Consider the following 22,064-nt stretch of genomic DNA (forward strand, 5'->3'; position numbering starts at 1 on the left):
CCGTGGCACGCCCCGAGGACCGCAACCCCCGCGACGCCGGTCGCGGCACCCCGCCGAGCTTCTCGCCGGCGGGCGGCGGCCGGCGGCCGTCCGCCGACGGCGCCGTGCCCGTCGGCCCGCCGCCGGAGCGCCCCGCGGCGCCGTCCCGGACCTCCGGGCAACGCCCGAGCCGTCCCGCCGCGCCCGGCCGCCCCGCCGCGGGGCGCGCCGAGCGGGGCCCCGGCGCGTCACCCGCGGGAGGCCCGGCTGCGTTCAGCCCGGGCGGTGCCCGGCCCGCCGACGACGCGCCGCGCCCGGTGCGCGTGTCGGGTCGCAACCCCGACGGGACCCCCGTCGCGGGCGCGCGCCCCGACGCCGCGCCCGGGCGCCCCGGCCCGGCCCGCTCGTCCGTCCGCGAGGGCTCGTCCGCCGTCCCGCTCGGCGCCGGCGACCGGCCCGCACGCCGCAGCGCGCCCGCCGGGCCGGGCAGCGCCCGTCCCGCGGGGTCGACCGGTCCCGCCGGTCCCGGCGCGCCCGACCCCGCCGCCCCGCCGGCACCCCGCCGCCGGCGCCGCGGCCGCGTGATCGCCCTCGTCACGGTCCTCGTGCTGCTGCTGCTCGTCGCCTGGCCGGTCGGGCTCGTCCTGTGGGCCGACGGCAAGGTCAAGCACGTCGACGCGCTGTCCGGTGCGGCCGGCACCCCGGGGACCACCTACCTGCTGTCGGGCTCGGACTCCCGCGAGGACGGCGCGATCGAGGACTCCGAGACGGTCGGCGCCCGCACGGACACGATCCTGCTGCTGCAGGTGCCAGAGTCAGGGCCGGCGGCACTCATCTCGCTGCCCCGTGACACGTACGTCGAGATCCCCGGTCAGGGCCCGAGCAAGCTGAACGCGGCGTACTCCTGGGGCGGCGCGCCCCTGCTGGTGCAGACCGTCGAGCAGCTGACGGGCCTGACGGTCGACCACTACGTCGAGGTCGGTTTCGGCGGGGTCGAGCAGCTCGTCGACGCGGTCGGCGGCGTGGACCTGTGCCTGGACGGCAGTACCGGCATCACGTTCCCCGTCAACGAGCCGAAGTCGGGCCTCGTCTGGGACGCGCCCGGCTGCAAGACCGTCGACGGCGTGCAGGCCCTGGCGTTCTCCCGGATGCGCTACGCGGACCCGTCCGGCGACATCGGCCGTGGCATGCGCCAGCGCCAGCTCATCTCGGCCGTGGCGTCGAAGGCGGAGGACCCGTCGCTGCTGCTCCAGCCCGGCAAGCAGGTGGCGCTGGTCGACGCCGGGACCGGGGCGCTCACCGCGAGCGAGGGCACCGGTGTGGTCGACCTGGGACGTCTCGCGCTGGCGTTCCGCTCGGCGTCCGGTCCCGACGGGATCACCGGCACGCCGCCCATCGCGAGCATGGACTACCGGCCCGGCGGCATCGGGTCGACCGTGCTGCTCGACCCCGATCAGACCCCGGCGTTCTTCGCGGGCATCCGCGACGGCTCCCTGCCGCCGGGCGTCGTCGGCGGGGTGCCCGCCTCGTAGCCCGACCGCACGGCGCCGGCGGCCGCCACGACGCGGTCCCGCAGCCGCTCGCACGCCGCTGTCGTGGTCCGGCGCAGGCGCGGGCCGACGGGCTTCTCCACGAACCGGTGCACCAGCCACGCCAGCACCAGCGACAGTGCGGTCGCGGCCGTGAGCACGGCCCACACGGGGACGCGCCCGGACAGCAGGTGCACGACCCACAGCCCCCAGTACTCGTGCGTCAGGTACAGCGGGTACGTCAACGCGCCCGCCGCCGTCAGGCCCGCCCAGCGCCAGCGGGCGACGGGCGTCAACGCCACCAGCGCGACCAGCGCGACGCAGCCGAGCAGCGTGACGGTGAGCAGCGCGGGGCGCGGCGCGACGACGGAGTTCTCGCCGAGCGAGGCCATGCGTGCCGGGACCAGCGCGGCGGTGGCCAGGGCCGCGTTGCCCGCGACCAGCAGCCACGGCACGAGGGCGTGTCCCGTGCGGTGGATGACGTACAGCACCATCCCGGCTGCGAACAGCGGCGCGTACGGCGCGACCAGCCACACGACCGCGTCCGTGAGGCCCGCGGCCCGGGCGAGCATCGCGGCCGCCGGCCACAGCGCCGCGAACCACAGCACCCGTCGGCGGGTGATCCCGAAGGCGGCGAACAGCGCGATCAGCAGGTAGAACCGCAGCTCCACCCACAGCGTCCAGTAGACGCCGTCGACGTGGTTGACGTCGACGAGGCTCTGCAGCAGCGTCAGGTTCACCAGCACCTGGCCGCCGGTGACCTCCTTGCCGGGCCAGATCAGCAGCAGCAGGGCCCCGGTCGCCAGGACCGCGACCCAGTACGCCGGGTACAGGCGACCGACGCGGGAGCCGACGATGTCCGGCACGGAGCGGCCCCAGGCGGTCATGAGGATGACGAAGCCGCTGATCACGAAGAACAGCTCGGGCCCGAGGGAGGCGTAGACGGCCCAGGAGGACACGGCGGGTGCGACCTCGGCGAGGTCCCTGCCCCAGGCGTCGGTCTCCCGGGTCGTGAAGTGGTAGGCCAGCACACCCGCGGCGGCGAGGAAGCGCAGCCCGTCGAGCGCCGCGAGCCGCGAGCCGCGTCCGGGGACGGCGGGCGACGGGGCGGCGGGGGCGTGGGTCCGGGCCGGCGCGGTGGTCGTCACCCGCTCGACGCTAGGCGGGGGTGCGCGCGTCCGCCCGTCGAGCAGGCGGCGACCCGGGGGTTCTCGACGAGACCTTCACGCGGCCCGACGACGGTCCCCGCGCGGTCCCGCGCCGGTCAGCCCCCGAAGCCCACGGCCGGCCGGCGCCCGTCGCCGTGCTGGGCGCGCAGCCGCTCCCCCTTGGCGTCGGCCTGCGCCCGCAGGTCGTCCTGGAACGCGCGCATGGCCGCAGCGACCCGGCGCGCGGTCTCGTCGGTGCCCGACCCGATGATGCGCGCCGCGAGCAGGCCGGCGTTGCGCGCGCCGCCGATGGAGACGGTCGCGACCGGCACGCCCGCGGGCATCTGGACGATCGACAGCAGCGAGTCCAGGCCGTCCAGCCGGGACAGCGGCACCGGGACGCCCACCACGGGCAGCGGTGTCACCGCGGCGAGCATGCCGGGCAGGTGGGCGGCGCCGCCCGCACCGGCGACGACCACCCGCAGGCCGCGGTCCGCCGCCCCGCGGCCGTACGCGACCATCTTGTCCGGCTGGCGGTGGGCCGACACGACGTCGACCTCCACCGGCACCTCGAGCTCCGCGAGCGCCTGCGCCGCGGCCTCCATGACGGGCCAGTCCGAGTCCGAGCCCATGACGATGCCGACGAGCGGGTCCATCTCCACCTCCGGGGTGCTGCTGCGGGTCGGGTTCGCGGGTCGTCAGGCGGTGTCGCCGCGCAGCACGGCTGCGGCGGCGGCGGCCCTGCGGCGGACGTCGTCCAGGTCGTCGCCGGTCACCGTGACGTGGCCGAGCTTGCGGCCGGGGCGCACGCCCTTGCCGTACAGGTGCACCTTGGCACCGGGGTCGAGGGCGGCCACCTCGGCCAGCCCGTCCGTGAGGACCTCCCGGCTGCTGCCGAGGACGTTCGCCATGACGGTCCAGGGCGCGCGGGCCTCCGTCGAGCCGAGCGGCAGGTCGAGGACCGCGCGCAGGTGCTGCTCGAACTGGCTCGTGACGGCGCCGTCGATGGTCCAGTGCCCGGAGTTGTGGGGCCGCATCGCGAGCTCGTTCACGAGCACCCGCGGGGCGCCGCCGTCGGGGTCCGGCACCTCGAACAGCTCGACGGCGAGCACGCCCGTGACGTCCAGGCCCTCGGCCACCGCGCGGGCGATGCCCTCGGCCTCGGCGGCGGTGCGCGGGTCCAGCCCGGGCGCCGGCGCGACCACCTCGGAGCAGACCCCGTCGACCTGGACCGACTCGACGACCGGCCACGTGCGGACCTCGCCGGACGGGGCGCGGGCGACCAGGGCCGCCAGCTCGCGCGTGAACGGCACCCGCTCCTCCGCCAGCAGCGGCGCCCCGGTCCCGTCGGCCGCCGCGGCCAGCCAGTCGTCCGCCCCGCCGGCGTCCCGCACCACGCGCACGCCCTTGCCGTCGTAGCCGCCGCGCGCGGTCTTCACGACCGCGGCGCCGTCGCCCGCCGCGAGGAACGCCGCCAGGTCGTCGCGGGAGCCCACGGCCGCCCAGCGGGGGCACGGCACGCCGAGCCCCGTCAGCCGCGTCCGCATGACGATCTTGTCCTGCGCGTGCACCAGCGCGTCCGGGCCGGGCCGCACGGCCACGCCGCGGTCCACCAGCTCCGTGAGCAGGCCACCGGGCACGTGCTCGTGCTCGAAGGTCAGGGCGTCCGCCCCCGCGACCAGCGCCTCGACGGCCACCGGGTCCGCGGCCGCGCCGACCGGGGCGTCCACGACGACCTGCGCCGCCGACGACGCGGCGTCCTCGACCAGCACCCGCAGGTGGAGCCCCAACGCGGTCGCCGCCGGCGCCATCATGCGCGCGAGCTGACCGCCACCGACCACTGCCACCACGGGTGCTGCCACGAGCGTGGAGCCTAACCGACCCGCGGGCGGCGGACCCGGAGCGACCAGCGCGGGGAGGACCGGCCGGGCGCCCTCGGCGACGTCGTCCCGACCGCCGACGTACAGCGGGCCCCCAGCCGCGGGGACTACCGTGTCCCGGTGACCTCCTCCAGCGCGCCGGGCGTCGTGGCGCCCCGGCGCGCACCCGGGGACCGCGGCTGGCGCGACGGCCTGCGGGCGCGTGCGCTGGAGCTCGCGCGGTTCGGGTCGGTCGGCACGGTGGCGTTCGTCGTGGACATGGGCACCTACAACCTGCTGCGCTTCGGGCCGGTCGACGTGCTGCACGGCAAGCCGCTCACCGCCCGCATCGTGGCGGTGCTCCTCGCGACGCTGGTGTCCTGGATCGGCAGCCGGCACTGGACGTTCGCCGACCAGCGCACGGCGCGGCGGGGCCGGGAGTTCGTGCTGTTCGCGCTCATCAACGTGGTCGGCATCGGGCTGACCGTCGGGTCGCTGGCGTTCTCGCACTACGTGCTGGGGCTCACCGGCCCGTTCGCTGACAACGTCGCGAACGTGGCCGGCATCGCCCTGGGCACCATCGGGCGGTACGTCGGCTACAAGCTGTTCGTGTTCACGGGCACGGCGACCCTCCCGGTCGCGCTCGCCGAGGTGGGGCACGAGGCGCGCGAGCACGAGCAGCATGTCGTGCCGCTCGGTACGGTGCCGTACCCGCGCGCCGGCCGGGACGCGGAACCCGCGTAGTCCGGGCGTCACGCCCCGGCGAGCGGCTCCGCGCCCGCGGTGCGGTCGCCTCCCCCGTCGCCCGGCCGCGCCGGGCCGCGTCCCCGCAGCGTCCGCCTCGCCCTGCCGCCCCGCGTCACGACGCCCACGGCGCCCGCGGCGGCGACGACCACCGCGGCGGTGAGCACCTGCAGCAGCGCCGCCCGCAGGCCGGACAGCACCTGGTCGTAGACGACGACCGCGACGTCCGGGCGCTGCACCGCGGGCGGCAGCGACCCGGCGTACCAGGACCGTCCGGCGACCAGCGCGACGAGCAGCAGCGCGACCGCACCCGCGACGGCCAGGCCCACGACCGCCAGCGCCCGCGGGCGGTCCCGGGCGAGCGCGACAGCGCCCGCGAGCAGGACCAGCGCCGCCCACGGCGACCACGTCGCGGCCGCGTCGAGCGCGCGGTACGCCTCCTGGGCACGCACCAGGTCGGCGCTGCGCAGCACGGCGAACGACGCGTCGACCGGGGGCAGCCGGTCGACCACCGAGAACCCGGCGGCGGACAGGCGCTGGCGGACCGCGTCGACGACGCCGCCGAGGTCGACCGTCAGCGTGCCGTCGGCGTCGACGCGCGCGAGGGCGTCCGGGTCACCCCTCAGCACCGCGGCGAGCTGCCGGTGCACCTCCCGGTTCGCCGCGGACCAGACCGTGGCGAACGCGTCGGAGTCGACGACCCGGCCGACCACCCCGCGGACGTAGCCGGTGGCGGCGTCCACCAGCGGGCCTCGGAGGGACTCCACCGCCTCGGACGCCCGCGGCGGCAGGTCCAGCGCGGCGATCGCGTCGGTCGCGTCGGCGGCGAGCTGCTCGAGGCGCAGCCCGTCCACGACGGCGGCCGACACGCGGTCGGTCACCGCGTCCCGGACCTGCGGGTCGTCCGCGAGCGGGCCGACCGCCGCGAGGTACCGGTCGGTGTCCGAGACGATCCCGCGCGCCCAGGTCGCGGCCGCGGCCACCGGGGCGAGCAGGGCACCGAGCACCACGAGCACGACGACGGCCGCCGCCCGGAGCCGGGGGGCACCGGCACGCCGGCCGGCAGCCCGCGCGTCGCGAGTCCGCGCGTCGCGAGCCGCCTCGTCGCGAGCCGCCTCGTCGCGATCTGGCCCGTCACCACCCCGCACGGCAGACACCACCGGCCACCGCTCCCGTCCGGCGGCCCCGCCGGCCGCCCACCGCGCCCCGGCTGCGCGCCCTCACCGGCGAACCTACGCGCCCCGCGCGTCCCGGCGGCACCCCCTGCTGCCACGTCCGAGGACCACCCGCCCGCGCCGGGGCCGGCCGCGGGGCCGCGCCCTGCGCCGAGCCGACCGGGCCGGCGAGGGCTCAGCCGCGCCGGCGCCGCCGCGACCCGTCGACGCGCGGCGAGATGACGGACCCGCGCGGCAGCACGACGTCCGGTGCCATCGTCGCGGGGAGCCCGGTGAGGAACAGCGCGAACACCGCGGGCCGGCGCTGCGCGAGCTCGAGGCGCGCCCCGTCGGCGGACGCCAGGTCGCGGGCGAGCGAGAGCCCGAGGCCGGTGCCCTTGCCCGACGTCACCTCCCGCTCGAAGATGCGCGGCGCGAGCTCGTCGGGGACGCCCTCGCCCTCGTCGCCGACCTCCACGACCACGGCGCGGGAGGCCCCCGGCCGCGACCGGACCGTCGTCGTCCCGCCCCCGTGCCGCAGCGAGTTCTCGATGAGCGTGGCCAGCACCTGGGCCAGCGCACCGGGAGTCGCCAGCACCTGGGCGGCGGGGTCGACGTCGACCACCAGCCGGCGGCCCTCGGCCTCGAAGGTGGGCCGCCACTCCTCCTCCTGCTGGTGCACCACGTCCACCAGCCGCACCGCCTCCGTGGTCCCGCCCTGCGCCCGCCGCGACCGGGTCAGCAGGTCGTCGACGACCGTCACGAGCCGCTCGACCTGCTCCAGCGAGATGCGGGCCTCCTCCCGGACGGCCGGGTCGTCCGAGGCGAGCGTGATCTCCTCCAGCCGCATCGACAGCGCCGTCAGCGGCGTGCGGAGCTGGTGCGAGGCGTCGGACGCGAACTGCCGCTCGGCGGCGAGCCGACCGGCCATCCGGTCGGCGCTGCGGGCGAGCTCGGCGGCCACCAGGTCGATCTCCTCGACGCCCGACGGCTCGAGCTGCGGTCGCACCTGGCCGGAGCCGAGCTGCTCGGCGGACGCGGCGAGGTAGACCAGCGGGGCCGCGAGCCGGTTCGCCTGCCAGATCGCCATGGCGATGCCGGCCGCGAACGCGACGACCGCGGCCGCCACGACGAGCCCCATGATCTGCGTGCTCATGAGGAAGATGTCCCACCAGGGCGCGTACATCGTGATGCGCGCGCCGGAGGTCGACGTCTCCGTGATCGTGATCGTGCGCTCCGGGACCTCAGGGCCCGCCTGGTACCGCGCGCCGTCCTCCGTGACGACGAAGATGCTGACGGGGATGCCGCCACCCCGCTCGACGTACGGCTGCAGCATGTCGTCCGACAGCGGAGCGCCCTCCTGGACGCGGTTGTCGATCGACCGGGCGAGGTCGGTCGCGCGCGTCTCGAGGGACCCGATCTCGTTGTCGCGGACGTACTGCGCGCCGAGGAACGCGAGCGGGAACCCGAGCAGCACGACCGCCACGGTGACGGCGGCGATCGTGGCCTGCAGGACGCGGCGGCGCACGGCTCAGCCCCGGGTGCCCTCGCCGGACTCGAACCGGAAGCCCATCCCCCGCACCGTGCTGATGTAGCGCGGGGCGCTCGCGTCGTCCCCGAGCTTGCGGCGCAGCCACGACACGTGCATGTCGAGCGTCTTGGTGGACCCCGTCGGGTCGGACCCCCAGACCTCCCGCATGAGCGTCTCGCGCGCGACCACGGTGCCCGCCGCCCCGACGAGCACGCGCAGCAGGTCGAACTCCTTCGCGGTGAGGTGCAGCTCGCGCTCACCCTGGAACGCGCGGTGCGCGGCGACGTCCACCCGCACGTCCTGCGAGCGCAGCTCGTCCTCGTCGGGCGTGTCACCGCCGGTGCGGCGCAGCAGGGCCCGCACGCGGGCCAGCAGCTCGGCGAGGCGGAACGGCTTGGTGACGTAGTCGTCGGCGCCGGCGTCCAGACCAACCACGAGGTCGACCTCGTCGGCGCGCGCCGTCAGGACCAGCACCGGCGTGGTCAGCCCCTGGTTCCGGATCGCCCGGGCGACGTCGAGCCCGTCCATGTCGGGGAGGCCGAGGTCCAGCACGACGAGGTCCGCCTCGCTCGCGCGGTCGATCGCGCCCTGCCCGGTGCCCTGCACCCGGACGTCGTAGCCCTCACGCCCGAGAGCCCGCGCCAAAGGCTCGGCAATCGCGGGATCGTCCTCGGCCAGCAGCACCTGGGTCATTGCGCCATGTTAGGTCACGGAACGGTCGAGGGCGTGGTGCACACGGGTCACGATCCGGTCGAGCCTGCTCTGTCCGCCCCGGGGAGGACCCGGACCGGGACCTCGGTCCGCCCCCGGGGGCACGCGGACGCCGCCGGGGCGCCCCTACGCTGGCGCGATGACCTGGTGGGAGCGGCTCACGCGGTGGGAGCACCGCCACCGCCTCGGCATCGACGCGACGCTGACGCTCGCGACCGGGGTCCTCGTCGTGCCGCTGTCGGCCGCGGCCGCCGAGAGCGCCGGGACGGGATTCGGCCCGGGTCTCGTGTGGTCGTCCCTGCTGTGGGCTCCGCTCGCGTGGCGGCGCCGGAGCCCCGTCGCCTCGGTGGTGGCGGTGTACGCCGTCGGGCTCGCCCACCTCGTGCTCGGCACGCCGACGTTCCTCGTCGCGGACCTCGCCGTGCTCGCCGCGCTGTACTCGGTCACGGTGCACGGCCCGCGCTGGGCGCACCGCACCGCGATCCTCTCGGCGATCGTCGGCGGCCTCCTGCTGAGCTGCGCGGTGGCCCTGCAGTACGTGTGGGGCGCCCGCCCGGGCGACGTCGTCGTCGGCGCGCTCCTCATGTGGGTGTTCTGCTCGGCGTGCGCCGTGGCGACGTGGGCGTTCGGGCTCATGCGGCGTTCCCGGCGCGAGACCATCTCCGCGCTGCGGGACCGCGCCGAGCGCCTCGAGCGCGAGCGCGACCAGCAGGCGCGCATCGCGACCGCGGCCGAACGCACCCGGATCGCGCGGGAGATGCACGACATCGTCGCCCACTCGCTGTCCGTCGTGGTCGCCCAGGCCGACGGCGGGCGGTACGCGGCGGCCGTCGACCCCGACGCCGCGACCCGGGCGCTGACGACGATCGCCGAGACCGGCCGTGCCGCGCTGGCCGACATGCGGCGGCTCCTGGGCGTGCTGCGCGAACCGGACGGCGAGGACGGCGCCGGGGGCGGCACCGGTGGCGCCGGTGGCCGGTCGTCCGGGGGCGCGCCGTACACCCCGCAGCCCGCCGCCGAGGACGTCGAGCAGCTCGTCGAGCAGGTGCGCGCCTCCGGTGTCCGCGCCTCGCTCGTCCGGATGGGCTCGCCGCGGCCGCTGCCGCCCGGCATCGGGCTGACGGTGTACCGGATCTGCCAGGAGGCGCTCACGAACGTCCTCAAGCACGCCGGGCCGGACCCCGCCGTCACCGTGCTCGTGCAGTGGCAGCCCGCCGCGCTCGTCCTGGAGGTCACCGACGACGGCCGCGGTGCCGCGGCGGACTCCGACGGCGCCGGCCAGGGCCTGCTCGGCATGCGGGAGCGGGCCACGATGGTCGGTGGTCGGCTCAGCGCCGGGCCGCGGCCGGGCGGCGGGTTCCGGGTGCGCGCCGAGCTGCCGCTCCCCGGGGCGCCGGCGTCCGGGCCGGGCGACGCCGCGGCCTAGGCTGACCGCCATGACGGAGACGATCCGGGTCGGCGTGGTGGACGACCAGCAGCTCGTGCGGGCGGGGTTCCGGCTCGTCATCGACTCGCAGCCGGACCTGTCCGTGGTGCTGGAGGCCGGCGACGGCGCCCAGGCCGTGCAGGCCCTGACCCCCGGGACGTCGCAGTCCCGCCTCGTCGGGCCCGTCGACGTCGTGCTGATGGACGTGCGCATGCCGACGCTCGACGGACTGGCCGCCACCGAGCGCATCGTCGCCGCCGGCACGCCCGACCACCCCGCGCCGCGCATCATCGTGCTCACGACGTTCGACCTGGACGAGTACGTCATGTCCGCCATCCGCGCCGGCGCGAGCGGCTTCCTGCTGAAGGACGCGCCGCCGGAGGACATGCTGACGGCCATCCGCACGGTGCACGCCGGGGACGCCGTCATCGCGCCGTCCTCCACGCGCCGCCTGCTCGAGCACCTCGTCACCGCCCTCCCCGCCGAGCACCCCCGGTCGGAGGCGGCGGACGAGGCGCTGGCCACGCTCACCGAGCGGGAGCGCGAGGTGCTCGTCCTCATGGCGCGCGGGCGGTCGAACACCGAGATCGGGCAGGACCTGTACGTCGCCGAGGCGACCGTGAAGACCCACGTCGGGCGGATCCTCGCCAAGCTCGGGGCGCGCGACCGGGTGCAGGCCGTCGTGCTGGCGTACGAGACCGGGCTGGTCGTCCCGGGGTCCTGACGGGACGCGCCCGCCGCTCCCGCCCGGGTGGGGCCGTCCGGGCCGGGGGTCCGACCGCGGGATGACCCCGGGGCCGGACCGGGGGTGGACGACGGCGGGGCGGCGGGCTCCGTAGCGTCGAGGGCATCAGCCAGTCGACCACCAGGAGCACCACCGTGGACCCGATCCAGCCCGCCCCCGCCGCCCCGCCGGCACCGTCCGCCCCCGCCTCCGGCACCGCCGCAGCGTCCGCCGCCGTGCGCGCCCGCGGCCTCACCAAGGTCTACGGCCGCGGCGAGGCGTCGGTCCGCGCCCTCGCCGGCGTCGACGTGGACTTCGCCGCGGGCGAGTTCACCGCGATCATGGGGCCGTCCGGCTCCGGCAAGTCCACGCTGATGCACGTCCTCGCCGGCTTGGACGCGGCGACGTCCGGATCGGCGTTCCTCGGCCCCACCGACGTGACCACCCTCGACGACGACTCGCTCACGCGCCTGCGCCGGGACCGCGTCGGGTTCGTGTTCCAGTCGTTCAACCTGCTGCCGATGTTCACCGCCGAGCAGAACATCCTGCTGCCGCTCGAGCTGGCCGGCGCGGCCGTCGACCGGGCCTGGTTCGACACGCTCGTGACCACGCTCGGCCTGGGCCAGCGCCTCACGCACCGCCCGTCCGAGCTGTCGGGCGGCCAGCAGCAGCGCGTCGCGATCGCCCGCGCGCTCATCGCCAAGCCGGAGGTCGTCTTCGCGGACGAGCCCACCGGCAACCTCGACTCCCGGGCCGGTGCCGAGGTGCTGAGCTTCCTGCGCCGCTCCGTCCGCGAGCTCGGGCGCACCGTCATCATGGTCACGCACGACCCGACGGCCGCCGCCTACGCGGACCGCGTGGTGATGCTGGCCGACGGGCGCATCGCGGGCGACATCGTCGACCCCACCCCCGAGGCCGTCCTCACCGGGCTGGACGCTCTGCGCCAGCTCGAGGTCTCCGAGGTCGCCGCGGCGAAGGCGGGTGCGTGATGTGGCGGCTGACGCTGGCGCAGATGCGCCGCTCGCTCGGCCGGCTCACGGCCGCGGGCATCGCCGTCGCCATCGGGACGGCGTTCGTCGCCGCGACGCTGCTCGCCGGTGACGTCATGCAGCGGATCTCCTACGACTCGATCACCGCGTCGTACGGGACCGCCGACCTGATCGCGGTCTCGTCCGGCACGCTCACCGACGCGGACGTCGCCGCGGTGCGGGGCCTGCAGGGCGTGTCGGCCGCCGACCCGCGCGTCGTGGTGCCGTCCGTGGAGCTGTCCTCCGGCGACAAGGTCATCACGCAGGCCCTCGTCCCCGTGCCGGGCGACGAGGCGTTCGACACCCAGCACGTCACGCAGGGCGCGCTGCCCACCGGGGACGGCGAGATCACGCTGCCCGAGCGCGCCGCCGAGCGGCTCGGGGTCGCCGCGGGCGACGAGGTGACCGTCGGGTCGTACGTGTGGGAGGCGGCGGACGCCGCCGGCGACGGCACGACCTCCGACGACGAGACGGCCGCGGACGACGCCGGCACCGTCCGCAAGCAGACCGAGCAGGTCACCGTCGTCGGCCTCACCAGCGACCCGACGTCCGCGTGGGCGCAGTACGGCGGCGTCGCGATGTCGACCACCGCGGACGCGCTGCGCTGGTCCGGCGCGGCGAACGGCCCGGGCGTCCCGACGATCACGGACCTCGGCGTCGACCAGGTGCTGCTGGCGCTCGACCCGGGCGCCGACACCGAGGCCGTCCGGGCGTCCGTCCGCGAGGTTCTCGAGACGAGCTCCTCGGACGCGCTCGTGCTGACGCGCGACGAGGCCGCCGAGCGCTCGATCTCCGGCGACTCGACCGGTCCCGTGGTCGTCGTCGTGCTCGCGTTCGCGGCCGTCGCGATGATCGTGGCAGGCCTGGTCATCGCCAACACGTTCCAGGTGCTGGTCGCCCAGCGCACCCGCACCCTGGCGCTGCTGCGCTGCGTCGGGGCCGTGAGGTCGCAGGTCCGGCGCTCCGTGCTCCTCGAGGCGACGCTGCTGGGACTCGTGGCCTCCGTGGCGGGCACGCTGCTCGGCACGCTCCTGGTCCAGGTCGCGCTGTGGGTCATGCAGGGCGCCGACCTGCCGTTCCCGGTGCCGGCGGCCGTGCACGTCACGCCCGCCGCCGTGCTCGCGCCCCTCGCCGTCGGCGTGCTGGTGACGGTCCTCGCCGCGCTGACGCCAGCCCGGGTCGCGACCCGCGTCGCCCCGATCGCCGCGCTGCGTCCGGCCGACGCCCCGGCCGCCGGCAGCCGCGCCGGCCGCGTCCGGCTCGTGCTGAGCCTCCTGCTCGTCGTGGGCGGCGTCGCCCTGCTCGCGGGCGGCCTCGCCCTGTCCCGGGTGAACGTGGCCGCGGCCGTGGGCGTCGCGATCCTCGGCGGCCTGCTGTCGTTCGTCGGGCTGCTCGTGGGGGCGGTGTTCTGGATGCCGCGCGTGGTCGCCGCCACCGGCCGGCTGGCCGGCCGCGCGGGCATGCCGGCGAGGCTCGCCGCCGCGAACACCGGCCGCAACCCGGCGCGCACCGCCGCGACCAGCACCGCGCTGCTCATCGGCGTGACGCTCGTCGCCATGATGAGCACCGGCGCCGCCACGGCACGCGCCACGCTCGACGGCGAGCTCGACACCCGGTTCCCCGTCGACCTGCAGGTCTCCGCGCCCACCACGGTCGACTCCGAGGGCCGCACCGTCGACGAGCCGCTGCCCGCCGGGACCGCCGACCAGATCGCCGGTGTCGAGGGCGTCGAGGCGGTCACGGTCGTGCGGCGCGACGACGTCGTGGTGGGCGGCGACAACCCGTCGCTCGCCGGTGCGCTCGCCCTCGGGACCGAGCAGGCGTCCGCGGTCATGCGCTCGGCCGACGTCGCCGCGGCGCTCTCGGACGGCACCGTCGTGGTGGGCAGGTCGCTCGCCGGCGCGGTCGGCGTCAGCGACGGCGACGCCGTCCCGGTGACGCTCGCGGACGACTCCACGGGCGAGACCGCGGCGGACGCCACCCCGGTCACGCTCACCGCACGCGTCGTGGACTACGACGACTGGTCCGTCATCGTGACGCCGGCCACGCTCGAGCGGATCGGGTCCCCCGGGTCGCCCGGCACCGCCTGGGTGCGCGTCACCGACGTCAACGACTCCGGTGCCGTCGTCCAGGACATCGAGGACCTCACGGAGGACAGCGCGCTCGACATCTCCGGGGCCGCCGTGGAGCGCGCGCTGTACCAGCGGGCCATCGACACGGTGCTCGCGGTCGTCGTCGGGCTGCTCGCCGTGGCGGTCGTCATCGCGCTGATCGGCGTCACCAACACCCTGTCGCTCTCGGTGATCGAGCGGCGGCGGGAGTCGGCGACGCTCCGGGCGCTCGGCCTCACCCGCCGGCAGCTCCGGGCCTCGATGGCCGTCGAGGGCGCGCTGATCGCGGGGGTCGGTGCGGTGGTCGGCGTGCTGCTCGGCCTCGCGTACGGCTGGCTCGGGTCCACCGCGGTGCTCGCGGACTTCGCGGACCTGGAGCTGCGCGTCCCGTGGTCCGACCTCGGGCTGGTGCTCGGCATCGCCGTGGTCGCCGGGGTGCTGGCCTCGGTGCTGCCGTCGCGCAACGCCGCGCGGACGCCGCCGGTCGCGGCGCTCGGCGTGGACTGAGCACGGCCGGCCGGGACCACCGGCCGGGCAGGGGGCGGACGGGCCCGTCCGGCGCACGTCGCCGGGCGGGCCCGTCCGCGTCGCGCACCGGGCTGGCGCGCCGGTCCGTCAGGCCCTCTCGCCGGCCGTCCAGGCGACGACCGACGGCAGCACGAGCAGGACGCCCGTCGTCCCCGCGACGGCGAGCAGGACGACAGACCAGGCGGCGAGCTCCACGCCGACCCATCCCGCGGCCAGCACGACCAGCAGGATCTGCACCGTCATCACCGGCGCACGCCCCCAGCGCCGGCCCCGCAGCAGCCCCAGGGCGGCACCCGCGAGCACGGCGGCGGCGCCGGCCGCGAGGACCGCCAGGAACACGACCGGCCCCGGCATCGAGGTCCCCCGCACGAGCGCGACCACCAGGGCGACCGTGGCGACGGCGAGCGCCAGTGCCTGCAGCAGCACCAGACCGGTCACGGCGCGGACCGCGGCGGGGACGTGGCCCGGGGAGGGGCGATCGGGGCCGGGGACGGGGCCGGGGACGGACGGCTGGGTGGTCACGACGCGACCCTACGACGGGGGCCGCGGCGCGGGGGCGGTGCCGGCGGGTCCGGGCCACGTGCCCGCCGGGCGGAGCACGAGCGGGCGCCGGCGGAGCAGAGCGGGCACGGGCCGAGCAGGGCGGGCACGCGCCGAGCAGAGCGGGCACACGCCGAGCAGAGCGGGCACCGACGGGCGCCGCCCCGCCTGCCCCGCGGCGCGCAGTGCGGCGGGGCGCGGGGCGCGCAGTGCGGCGGGGCGCGCGGCGAGGCGCGCGGCGGGGACCGCCTCGGCGTCGCGCCGCTCCCCACGCCCCGGCCGAACGTCCTGGTCACAGCCGCGCGCGGCGCACGGGTGAATCCGCCGTGCATCGTTGCAGGTCCGCAGCGCGGGGCCGCCCGTGAAGGGACGTTGGTCCCGGCATCCGGTCCCGGTTGGCATCGACCGGCACAAAGGGAGTACCGTGCGGCGCAGGCGTCCAGGATCCACACAGATGTGATCAACGCCTCATCCGTTACGCGCGAGAAACCTGCGCGTAACCCCTTGTGCGCTGCGGGTCGCCATGTGAATCTTGTGCGCAGCAGTTCGAATCCGAGCGCCGACGCTCACGCCGCCCCCCCGCGAGATCTCGTGCGTCGACGTGTGCTCTGCGCCCCTTCTGCGCCACCCAGCCCCCTGGTCGTGGCCCGCCCCTGTGCTGAGGAGTGTTCGATGGATTGGCGCCACCGCGCAGCATGTCTGACCGAGGACCCGGAGCTGTTCTTCCCGATCGGCAACACCGGCCCGGCCCTGCTGCAGATCGAGGAGGCCAAGGCCGTGTGCCGCCGCTGCGACGTGGTGGACACCTGCCTGAAGTGGGCGCTGGAGTCCGGCCAGGACGCCGGCGTCTGGGGCGGCCTCTCCGAGGACGAGCGCCGCGCCCTGAAGCGCCGCACCGCGCGCCAGCGCCGCGCCGGCTGACCTCGCGCTCCGACGCCCGCCGCCCCGTCCGGGTCGGCGGGCGTCGCCGCGTCCGGCGACAGCCCGGGCACCCGCCTCGCACGTCCTCGCCCGGACCTCTCGACGGCCAGCCGCCCCCGGAGCGGCCCGGTCGCACCCCGGGACAGCCCGGTCGCGCCTAGGCGAGCGGCCGCGAACGCCTCGCCCCCCGTCGGCACACCCCTCTCCTGGCCCCTGACCACCAGGACCGGGGCCGCGAGCCGTACGTCGCGGAGGGCGGACGTCCGCGGGTCAGGCGACCGTGTTCGGTTCGCGGCCCGGGGCGCGCAGGTGGGCGCGCAGCACCACCTCGGTGCCGCCGCCCTCGCGGGGCCTCCACGCGATCGATCCGCGCAGCTCGTTGGTGACCAGCGTCGAGACGATCTGGGTGCCGAGCCCCGTCCCCGCGCCGGCGTCCGCGGGGATGCCTGCGCCGTCGTCCGCGACGGTCACGGCCAGGTCGTCCTCGACCCGCTCCGCGCTGACCTCCACCGACCCGGACTCCCGGCCGGCGAGCCCGTGCTCGACGGCGTTGGTGACCAGCTCGGTGAGCACCAGCGCGAGCGCCGTGGCGTCCTCGGCGGACACCGGTCCGAACGTCCCGCGCACGACCGTGCGGACGGACGCCCCGGCGGACGCCACGTCGGCGGCGAGCCGCAGCGACCGCCCGACGAGCTCGTCGAACACGACGGTCTCGTCGAGCGTCTGGGAGAGCGTCTCGTGCACCAGGGCGATGGTCGCCACGCGGCGCATCGCCTCCTCCAGAGCGGCGCGGGCCTCCGGGACGTCCATGCGGCGGGCCTGCAGGCGCAGCAGCGCGGCCACGGTCTGGAGGTTGTTCTTCACGCGGTGGTGGATCTCGCGGATCGTCGCGTCCTTGGTGATGAGCTCGCGCTCCCGCCGGCGCAGCTCGGACACGTCGCGGCAGAGCAGGACCGCCCCGATGCGCTCACCCTCCTCCGTCAGCGGCACGGCCCGCAGGGACAGCGCGACGCCGTGCGCCTCGATGTCCGTGCGCCACGGGGCGCGGCCCATGAGCACGAGCGGCATCGACTCGTCGACGGTGGACTCCTGCTCGACCAGGTCGGCGACGAGCTCGACGAGCGAGCGGCCGACGAGGTCGTCCATCGCGCCGAACCGGTGGAAGCAGGACAGCGCGTTCGGGCTGGCGTACAGGACCTCGCCCTCGGAGTTGAGCCGGACGAGGCCGTCGGCCACGCGGGGAGCGCCGCGGCGCGGGCCGGTGGCGGCGTCGAGCATCGGGAACTCGCCGCGCGCGATCATGCCCATGATGTCGTCGGCGGCCTCGACGTAGTTCAGCTCGAGCCGGCTGGGCGTGCGTGCGCCGCCGAGGTTGGTCTGCCGGGCGATGACGGCGATGGCGCGGCCGTCGCGGACGACCGGGACGGCCTCCTCGCGCACCGCGTACGACCCGAACCACCGGGGCTCGCGGGACCGCTGCGCCCGGACCTCGGTCAGGGACCGCTCGAGCTGCGGCCGCTGCCCGTCCGGCGGGCGGGAGCCGACGACGTCGTCGTAGTGCACGGTCGCGCCGGTGCTGGGCCGGCACTGGGCGATCGCGACGAAGTCGTCGTCGTCCGTGGGCAGCCACAGGACGAGGTCGGCGAACGCGAGGTCCGAGATGACCTGCCAGTCGCCGACCAGCAGGTGGAGCCACTCGAGGTCCGCTGCGTCGAGGTGGGCGTGGCGCTGCGCGAGCTCGCTCAGGGTGGACACCGGGTCAGCCTAAGTCGACCTCCGGCCGCAGGTGGAGCCGCGTCCGGCCTGCGGTGCGGATAATGTCGGTGGACCCGCCTCCCGCTCCGCCCCGGAAGGACCGACGCCCGTGCACCTCCAGGTCACCCTCTCCGTCCCGACGGACCCCCGGACGGCCGGCACCATGCTGGCCGATCCGGACTACGTGCGTGCGAAGGTGCGGGCCGGCGGCGCGGAGGACCTGCACGTGGACGTGACGCCGGGCGACGCCGGCGCGTTCACCGTGACGACCCGGCGGGCGCTGCCGACCGACCTGATCCCGCCGAACATCCGGGCGTTCGTCGGCTCGACGCTCGAGGTCCGCCAGGCCGAGGCGTGGGAGGGCCCGCAGGAGGACGGCTCCCGGCGCGGGACCGTGGCGGTCGAGATCGCGGGGGCGCCGGTGCGGCTGACGGGCACCGTGGCGCTGGCGGGCGGTCCGGGCGCGTCGACGATCACGTACGAGGGCGAGCTGAAGGCGCACGTGCCGCTGTTCGGGGCGACCGTGGAGCAGGCCGCCGCGGGTGCCGTACGGGGCGCGCTCCAGGCGGAGGAGTCCGTCGCCCGGGCGTGGGTCGAGGGCACCTCGCAGGCGTAACGATTCCGTAACGCGGCAGCGCCGGTCGAGGCTCTGACCTGCACGGACGCACCCGTGGGACCGCTTCCACGCACGTTCGGCGGCATCGCGGCTTGACTTCGGTCGAGGGGTGCGGCGAGAGTGCGTCTCAGGTCGTGAGAGCGCTCCCGCAGTGCACCTTGGGAACGCTTCCACACCGGACGTCGACGAACGGCGTCCACCACGACGGCGACGTCGCCGTCCGACTGACGAGGGAGTCACAGTGCGCAGGAGCACGCGCAAGACCTGGGTGGCCGTGGCCGGAGCGACGGGCATCGCCCTGCTCGCGACGGCGTGCGGCGGCGGTTCGTCCGACGACAACGCCGGCGGCGAGGGTGGGGACGTCACGCTGACGATCTCGACCTTCAACCAGTTCGGGTACGAGGACCTGCTCGAGCAGTACCAGGACGAGCACCCGAACATCACGATCGAGCACAACAAGTTCGCGAAGTCGGACGACGCCAAGGAGCAGTTCCAGACGGCGCTCGGCGCCGGCTCGGGCCTGGCCGACGTCGTCGCGGCCGAGGTCGACTGGATGCCGCAGATCCTGCAGTACTCCGACCAGTTCTCGGACCTCAGCTCCGACTCGGTCGAGGGCCGCTGGAACGCGTGGACCACCGACCAGGCCACCGACTCCGAGGGCCGCCTGCTCGGCTACCCGACGGACATCGGCCCCGAGGCGATCGCCTACCGCGCCGACCTGTTCGAGGCCGCCGGCCTGCCGACGGACCGCGAGGAGGTCGCCGAGCTGTTCGGCGGCGAGAACGCGACCTGGGACGACTTCTTCGCGGTCGGCGACCAGTTCATGGCCGCCGGCACGGGCCCGAAGTTCTTCGACTCCGCCGACGCGCTCGCCCAGGGCATGATCAACCAGATCAAGGCCCCGTTCGAGGACCCGGAGACCGGTGAGATCACCGCGCTCGACAACCCCGAGATCCGCGACATGTACGACACGATCCTGTCGCACGAGGACCAGTCGGCCGGCCTCAAGCAGTGGGAGGAGGACTGGACGAACTCCTTCCAGAACAACGGCTTCGCGGTGGCGCTCGCCCCGGCGTGGTTCCTCGGCAACATCGAGGGCAACGCGTCCGGCGTCGAGGGCTGGGACATCGCCGACGTCTTCCCCGGCGGCGGCGGCAACTGGGGCGGTTCGTTCCTGACCGTCCCGGCGATGTCGGAGCACCAGGAGGAGGCCAAGGCCCTCGCCGACTGGCTGACCGCCCCCGAGCAGCAGCTCAAGGCGTTCGCCGTCAACGGGAACTTCCCGAGCCAGATCGAGGCCCAGCAGTCCGACGAGCTCCAGGGTATGACCCGCGAGTTCTTCAACGACGCGCCCACCGGCAAGATCTACACCAACCGTGCCGCGGCCATCTCCACCCAGCCGTTCAAGGGCGAGAACTACTTCACGATCCGCACCGGCCTGTCCGACGCCTTCAACCGCGTCGACGTCGACAAGTCGATGACCCCCGACGAGTCCTGGAAGGGCTTCGAGGAGGCGGTCGCCGCGATCGGCTGACCCCCACCGGACCGGACCGCCGGGGACTCCTCTCCCCGGCGGTCCGGTCCGCCCGGTGCGGGCACCGTCCGCCGCACCCGCACCGCCCGACCCGCCTCGTCCCGCACGAAGGATCTCCATGGCCACGCAGACGGCGCCCCCGAAGGGCGCGGCTCCGAGCACCGACGACCGCCCGCACCGCAAGATCGGCTTCCGCCAGACGCTGGGCCGGTGGGACGTGAAGGTCTCGCCCTACCTGTACATCTCGCCGTTCTTCCTGCTGTTCGCCGTCGTCGGCCTGTTCCCGCTGCTCTACACCGCGTGGGTCTCGTTGCACGACTGGAGCCTCATCGGTGGTCAGGGCGACTTCGTCGGGCTCGACAACTTCACGTTCGTGCTCGGGCAGGCGTTCTTCTGGAAGGCCCTGCGCAACACCATCAGCATCTTCCTGCTGTCCACCGTCCCGCAGATCATCGTGGCGCTGGTCATCGCGGCCATGCTCGACGCGAACCTGCGGTCCAAGACGTTCTGGCGCATGGGCGTCCTGCTGCCCTACGTCGTCGCCCCGGTCGCCGTCGGCCTGGTGTTCTCCAAGATGTTCGCCGACGGCTCCGGCATGATCAACACGATGCTCGGCTACGTCGGCATCGACCCGGTCGGCTGGCACAAGGACGCGTTCCCCGCGCACATCGCGATCGCGTCGATGGTCAACTTCCGCTGGACCGGCTACAACGCCCTCATCCTGCTGGCCGCGATGCAGGCCATCCCGCGCGACCTGTACGAGGCCGCCACGATCGACGGCGCGACCCGGGTGCGGCAGTTCTTCTCGATCACCCTGCCGATGGTCCGCCCCACGATGATCTTCGTGATCCTCACGTCGACCATCGGCGGCCTGCAGATCTTCGACGAGCCGCGCATGTACGACCAGACCGGGCTCGGCGGGTCGAACGGCCAGTGGAAGACGGTGACGCTGTACCTGTACGAGCTGGGCTGGAACAAGCAGCAGCTCGGACGAGCAGCCGCGGTCGCCTGGCTGCTGTTCCTCGTGATCATCGTGTTCGCCCTGGTGAACAACTGGCTGACACGGAAGATCTCGTCCGCCGACGACATGAGCCGGTCGGCGAAGGCCGCCCGCAAGCAGAGCCGCAAGAACGCGCGCACGCTCGAGCGGTCGATGAGGCGGACGTCCGGCTCCGCCGTCACCGCCGCCGCCCCGACCGAGGTGAACCCCCGATGAGCAGCCCCTCCATCCCCGTCATCGAGCAGACCGCCGGCAGGGCCGCGGCCCGCGCGGCCCGCCGCAACGCCGGCCGCAAGCGCGGCGGAGGCCACGGCGGCGGCGCGGACCGCCGGCCCGGGTGGCTGACGTACACGATCCTGTCCGTCTTCATCCTGGCCTCGGCCTACCCGCTGTACTTCACGTTCCTGCTGTCGTCCTCGACCACGGCGGAGGTCGCGCAGAACCCGGTCCCGTCGCTGATCCCCGGCGGCGAGTTCCTCACGAACCTGCAGCGCGTCTTCGACGCCGACATCGACCTGGTGCGGGCGACCGGCAACTCGCTGATCGTCGCGCTCGTGACCAGCGCCTCCGTGGTGTTCTTCTCGACGCTGGCCGGCTACTCGTTCGCGAAGCTGCGGTTCCGCGGCCGCGGTCCGCTGCTGGTGTTCGTCATCGCCACGATGGCCGTCCCCACGCAGCTCGGCGTCGTGCCGCTGTACATCGTCATGCGGGAGCTCGGGCTCACCGGCAACCTGCTGGCGGTCATCCTGCCGGCGCTGGTCACCGCGTTCGGCGTGTTCTGGATGACCCAGTACCTCGACTCCGCGCTCCCCTACGAGCTCATCGAGGCCGCCCGCGTCGACGGGGCGTCGATGTTCCGGACCTTCTGGTCGATCGCGCTGCCGGCCGCCCGGCCCGCCGCGTCGATGCTCGCGCTGTTCACCTTCATCACGTCGTGGACCAACTTCTTCTGGCCCTCGATCGTGCTGGGCACGCAGAACCCGACGCTGCCGGTGGCGCTGAAGCTGCTGCAGGCCGGGTTCTTCCAGGACATGCCGCTGATCATGGCGGGTGTCGTGCTGTCCATCATCCCGCTGCTGGTGCTGTTCCTCGTGGCGGGCCGCCAGCTCGTCGCCGGCATCATGGCCGGAGCCGTCAAGGGCTGACGCTACGCTTCCGCGCGGGGACCGGAACCGGTCCCCGCGCTGGGGGGCGCGCCCGTCCGCCGGTGCCCCGTGCGCCGGCCA

At 75.4% G+C, this 22,064-nt stretch carries 19 protein-coding genes; 11 read left to right on the forward strand and 8 right to left on the reverse strand.

Translation table 11 applies throughout. The annotated features are described in order from the left end of the window. The first annotated feature begins 2 nt into the window (after window positions 1–2). Window positions 3–1,511, forward strand: a complete 1,509-nt coding sequence (locus tag K5O09_RS13380) for an LCP family protein (protein WP_255595433.1) — start codon at window positions 3–5, stop codon at window positions 1,509–1,511. Here K5O09_RS13380 and K5O09_RS13385 read toward each other — a convergent pair. The 3 genes from K5O09_RS13385 to K5O09_RS13395 all read right to left on the reverse strand — a co-directional run bounded on the left by K5O09_RS13385 (window position 1,433) and on the right by K5O09_RS13395 (window position 4,518). Next, complete coding sequence (locus K5O09_RS13385; protein WP_222169999.1) at window positions 1,433–2,656, reverse strand: acyltransferase; 1,224 nt, start codon at window positions 2,654–2,656, stop codon at window positions 1,433–1,435. The genes K5O09_RS13380 and K5O09_RS13385 overlap by 79 nt on opposite strands. A gap of 116 nt (window positions 2,657–2,772) precedes the next feature. Next, entirely contained in the window at window positions 2,773–3,312 is a 540-nt protein-coding gene (purE, locus tag K5O09_RS13390; protein WP_222170000.1) for a 5-(carboxyamino)imidazole ribonucleotide mutase, read from the reverse strand. A gap of 42 nt (window positions 3,313–3,354) precedes the next feature. Beyond that, the gene (locus tag K5O09_RS13395; protein WP_222170001.1) at window positions 3,355–4,518 is read right to left on the reverse strand and encodes a 5-(carboxyamino)imidazole ribonucleotide synthase; all 1,164 of its coding nucleotides are present in this window, start codon (window positions 4,516–4,518) and stop codon (window positions 3,355–3,357) included. 138 nt (window positions 4,519–4,656) lie between these two features. Between K5O09_RS13395 and K5O09_RS13400 the strand changes: the two genes are divergently transcribed. After that, on the forward strand, window positions 4,657–5,259 hold the full coding sequence (locus K5O09_RS13400; protein ID WP_255595436.1) for a GtrA family protein: 603 nt from the start codon (window positions 4,657–4,659) through the stop codon (window positions 5,257–5,259). A gap of 8 nt (window positions 5,260–5,267) precedes the next feature. Here K5O09_RS13400 and K5O09_RS13405 read toward each other — a convergent pair whose 3' ends face one another. The 3 genes from K5O09_RS13405 to K5O09_RS13415 all read right to left on the reverse strand — a co-directional run bounded on the left by K5O09_RS13405 (window position 5,268) and on the right by K5O09_RS13415 (window position 8,637). Further along, window positions 5,268–6,269, reverse strand: coding sequence for a hypothetical protein (locus K5O09_RS13405; protein WP_222170002.1), 1,002 nt, complete (start codon window positions 6,267–6,269; stop codon window positions 5,268–5,270). Between the two features lie 340 nt (window positions 6,270–6,609). Further along, the gene (locus K5O09_RS13410; RefSeq protein ID WP_222170003.1) at window positions 6,610–7,941 is read right to left on the reverse strand and encodes an ATP-binding protein; all 1,332 of its coding nucleotides are present in this window, start codon (window positions 7,939–7,941) and stop codon (window positions 6,610–6,612) included. A 3-nt stretch (window positions 7,942–7,944) separates the two neighbouring features. Further along, window positions 7,945–8,637 (reverse strand): response regulator transcription factor, encoded by a 693-nt coding sequence (locus K5O09_RS13415; protein ID WP_222170004.1) that lies wholly within the window; start codon window positions 8,635–8,637, stop codon window positions 7,945–7,947. Between the two features lie 157 nt (window positions 8,638–8,794). Here K5O09_RS13415 and K5O09_RS13420 point away from each other — a divergent pair, with 157 nt between their 5' ends. The 4 genes from K5O09_RS13420 (at window position 8,795) to K5O09_RS13435 (ending at window position 14,451) form a co-directional block, all read left to right on the forward strand. After that, window positions 8,795–10,081 (forward strand): sensor histidine kinase, encoded by a 1,287-nt coding sequence (locus K5O09_RS13420; protein WP_222170005.1) that lies wholly within the window; start codon window positions 8,795–8,797, stop codon window positions 10,079–10,081. Window positions 10,082–10,091: 10 nt separating this feature from the next. Further along, complete coding sequence (locus K5O09_RS13425) at window positions 10,092–10,805, forward strand: response regulator transcription factor (RefSeq protein ID WP_222170006.1); 714 nt, start codon at window positions 10,092–10,094, stop codon at window positions 10,803–10,805. 155 nt (window positions 10,806–10,960) lie between these two features. After that, window positions 10,961–11,794 carry an ABC transporter ATP-binding protein gene (locus K5O09_RS13430; protein WP_370635454.1) on the forward strand — a complete coding sequence of 278 codons (834 nt, stop codon included), beginning with the start codon at window positions 10,961–10,963 and terminating at the stop codon, window positions 11,792–11,794. After that, complete coding sequence (locus K5O09_RS13435; RefSeq protein ID WP_222172799.1) at window positions 11,794–14,451, forward strand: ABC transporter permease; 2,658 nt, start codon at window positions 11,794–11,796, stop codon at window positions 14,449–14,451. Before K5O09_RS13430 ends, K5O09_RS13435 begins: the two co-directional genes overlap by 1 nt. 108 nt (window positions 14,452–14,559) lie before the next feature. Here K5O09_RS13435 and K5O09_RS13440 read toward each other — a convergent pair whose 3' ends face one another. Continuing rightward, window positions 14,560–14,994 (reverse strand): hypothetical protein, encoded by a 435-nt coding sequence (locus tag K5O09_RS13440; protein WP_255595441.1) that lies wholly within the window; start codon window positions 14,992–14,994, stop codon window positions 14,560–14,562. Between the two features lie 690 nt (window positions 14,995–15,684). Here K5O09_RS13440 and K5O09_RS13445 point away from each other — a divergent pair. After that, window positions 15,685–15,933 carry a WhiB family transcriptional regulator gene (locus K5O09_RS13445; RefSeq protein WP_122151410.1) on the forward strand — a complete coding sequence of 83 codons (249 nt, stop codon included), beginning with the start codon at window positions 15,685–15,687 and terminating at the stop codon, window positions 15,931–15,933. A 270-nt stretch (window positions 15,934–16,203) separates the two neighbouring features. Here K5O09_RS13445 and K5O09_RS13450 read toward each other — a convergent pair whose 3' ends face one another. Continuing rightward, complete coding sequence (locus K5O09_RS13450) at window positions 16,204–17,688, reverse strand: sensor histidine kinase (protein ID WP_222170007.1); 1,485 nt, start codon at window positions 17,686–17,688, stop codon at window positions 16,204–16,206. A gap of 109 nt (window positions 17,689–17,797) precedes the next feature. On the opposite strand from K5O09_RS13450, the gene K5O09_RS13455 reads away from it, so the two are divergent. From K5O09_RS13455 to K5O09_RS13470, 4 genes are all read left to right on the forward strand, one after another. Beyond that, window positions 17,798–18,304 (forward strand): DUF2505 domain-containing protein, encoded by a 507-nt coding sequence (locus K5O09_RS13455; protein WP_222170008.1) that lies wholly within the window; start codon window positions 17,798–17,800, stop codon window positions 18,302–18,304. Between the two features lie 241 nt (window positions 18,305–18,545). After that, window positions 18,546–19,838 (forward strand): ABC transporter substrate-binding protein, encoded by a 1,293-nt coding sequence (locus tag K5O09_RS13460; protein ID WP_222170009.1) that lies wholly within the window; start codon window positions 18,546–18,548, stop codon window positions 19,836–19,838. Window positions 19,839–19,956: 118 nt separating this feature from the next. Further along, window positions 19,957–21,054: a carbohydrate ABC transporter permease gene (locus K5O09_RS13465; protein ID WP_222170010.1), complete on the forward strand. Its 1,098-nt coding sequence runs from the start codon at window positions 19,957–19,959 to the stop codon at window positions 21,052–21,054. Beyond that, window positions 21,051–21,983 carry a carbohydrate ABC transporter permease gene (locus K5O09_RS13470; protein ID WP_222170011.1) on the forward strand — a complete coding sequence of 311 codons (933 nt, stop codon included), beginning with the start codon at window positions 21,051–21,053 and terminating at the stop codon, window positions 21,981–21,983. Before K5O09_RS13465 ends, K5O09_RS13470 begins: the two co-directional genes overlap by 4 nt. The last annotated feature ends 81 nt before the right edge of the window (window positions 21,984–22,064 follow it).

It is taken from the genome of Cellulomonas sp. C5510 (genome assembly GCF_019797765.1).
Lineage (GTDB): Bacteria > Actinomycetota > Actinomycetes > Actinomycetales > Cellulomonadaceae > Cellulomonas.

What these genes read in the sequence shown, in the direction of transcription:
- purE (WP_222170000.1), bottom strand. Translation starts at nt 3,312, where the DNA reads ATGGACCCGCTCGTCGGCATCGTCATGGGCTCGGACTCGGACTGGCCC.
- K5O09_RS13415 (WP_222170004.1), bottom strand. Translation starts at nt 8,637, where the DNA reads ATGACCCAGGTGCTGCTGGCCGAGGACGATCCCGCGATTGCCGAGCCT.
- K5O09_RS13420 (WP_222170005.1), top strand. Translation starts at nt 8,795, where the DNA reads ATGACCTGGTGGGAGCGGCTCACGCGGTGGGAGCACCGCCACCGCCTC.
- K5O09_RS13425 (WP_222170006.1), top strand. Translation starts at nt 10,092, where the DNA reads ATGACGGAGACGATCCGGGTCGGCGTGGTGGACGACCAGCAGCTCGTG.
- K5O09_RS13435 (WP_222172799.1), top strand. Translation starts at nt 11,794, where the DNA reads ATGTGGCGGCTGACGCTGGCGCAGATGCGCCGCTCGCTCGGCCGGCTC.
- K5O09_RS13445 (WP_122151410.1), top strand. Translation starts at nt 15,685, where the DNA reads ATGGATTGGCGCCACCGCGCAGCATGTCTGACCGAGGACCCGGAGCTG.
- K5O09_RS13465 (WP_222170010.1), top strand. Translation starts at nt 19,957, where the DNA reads ATGGCCACGCAGACGGCGCCCCCGAAGGGCGCGGCTCCGAGCACCGAC.
- K5O09_RS13470 (WP_222170011.1), top strand. Translation starts at nt 21,051, where the DNA reads ATGAGCAGCCCCTCCATCCCCGTCATCGAGCAGACCGCCGGCAGGGCC.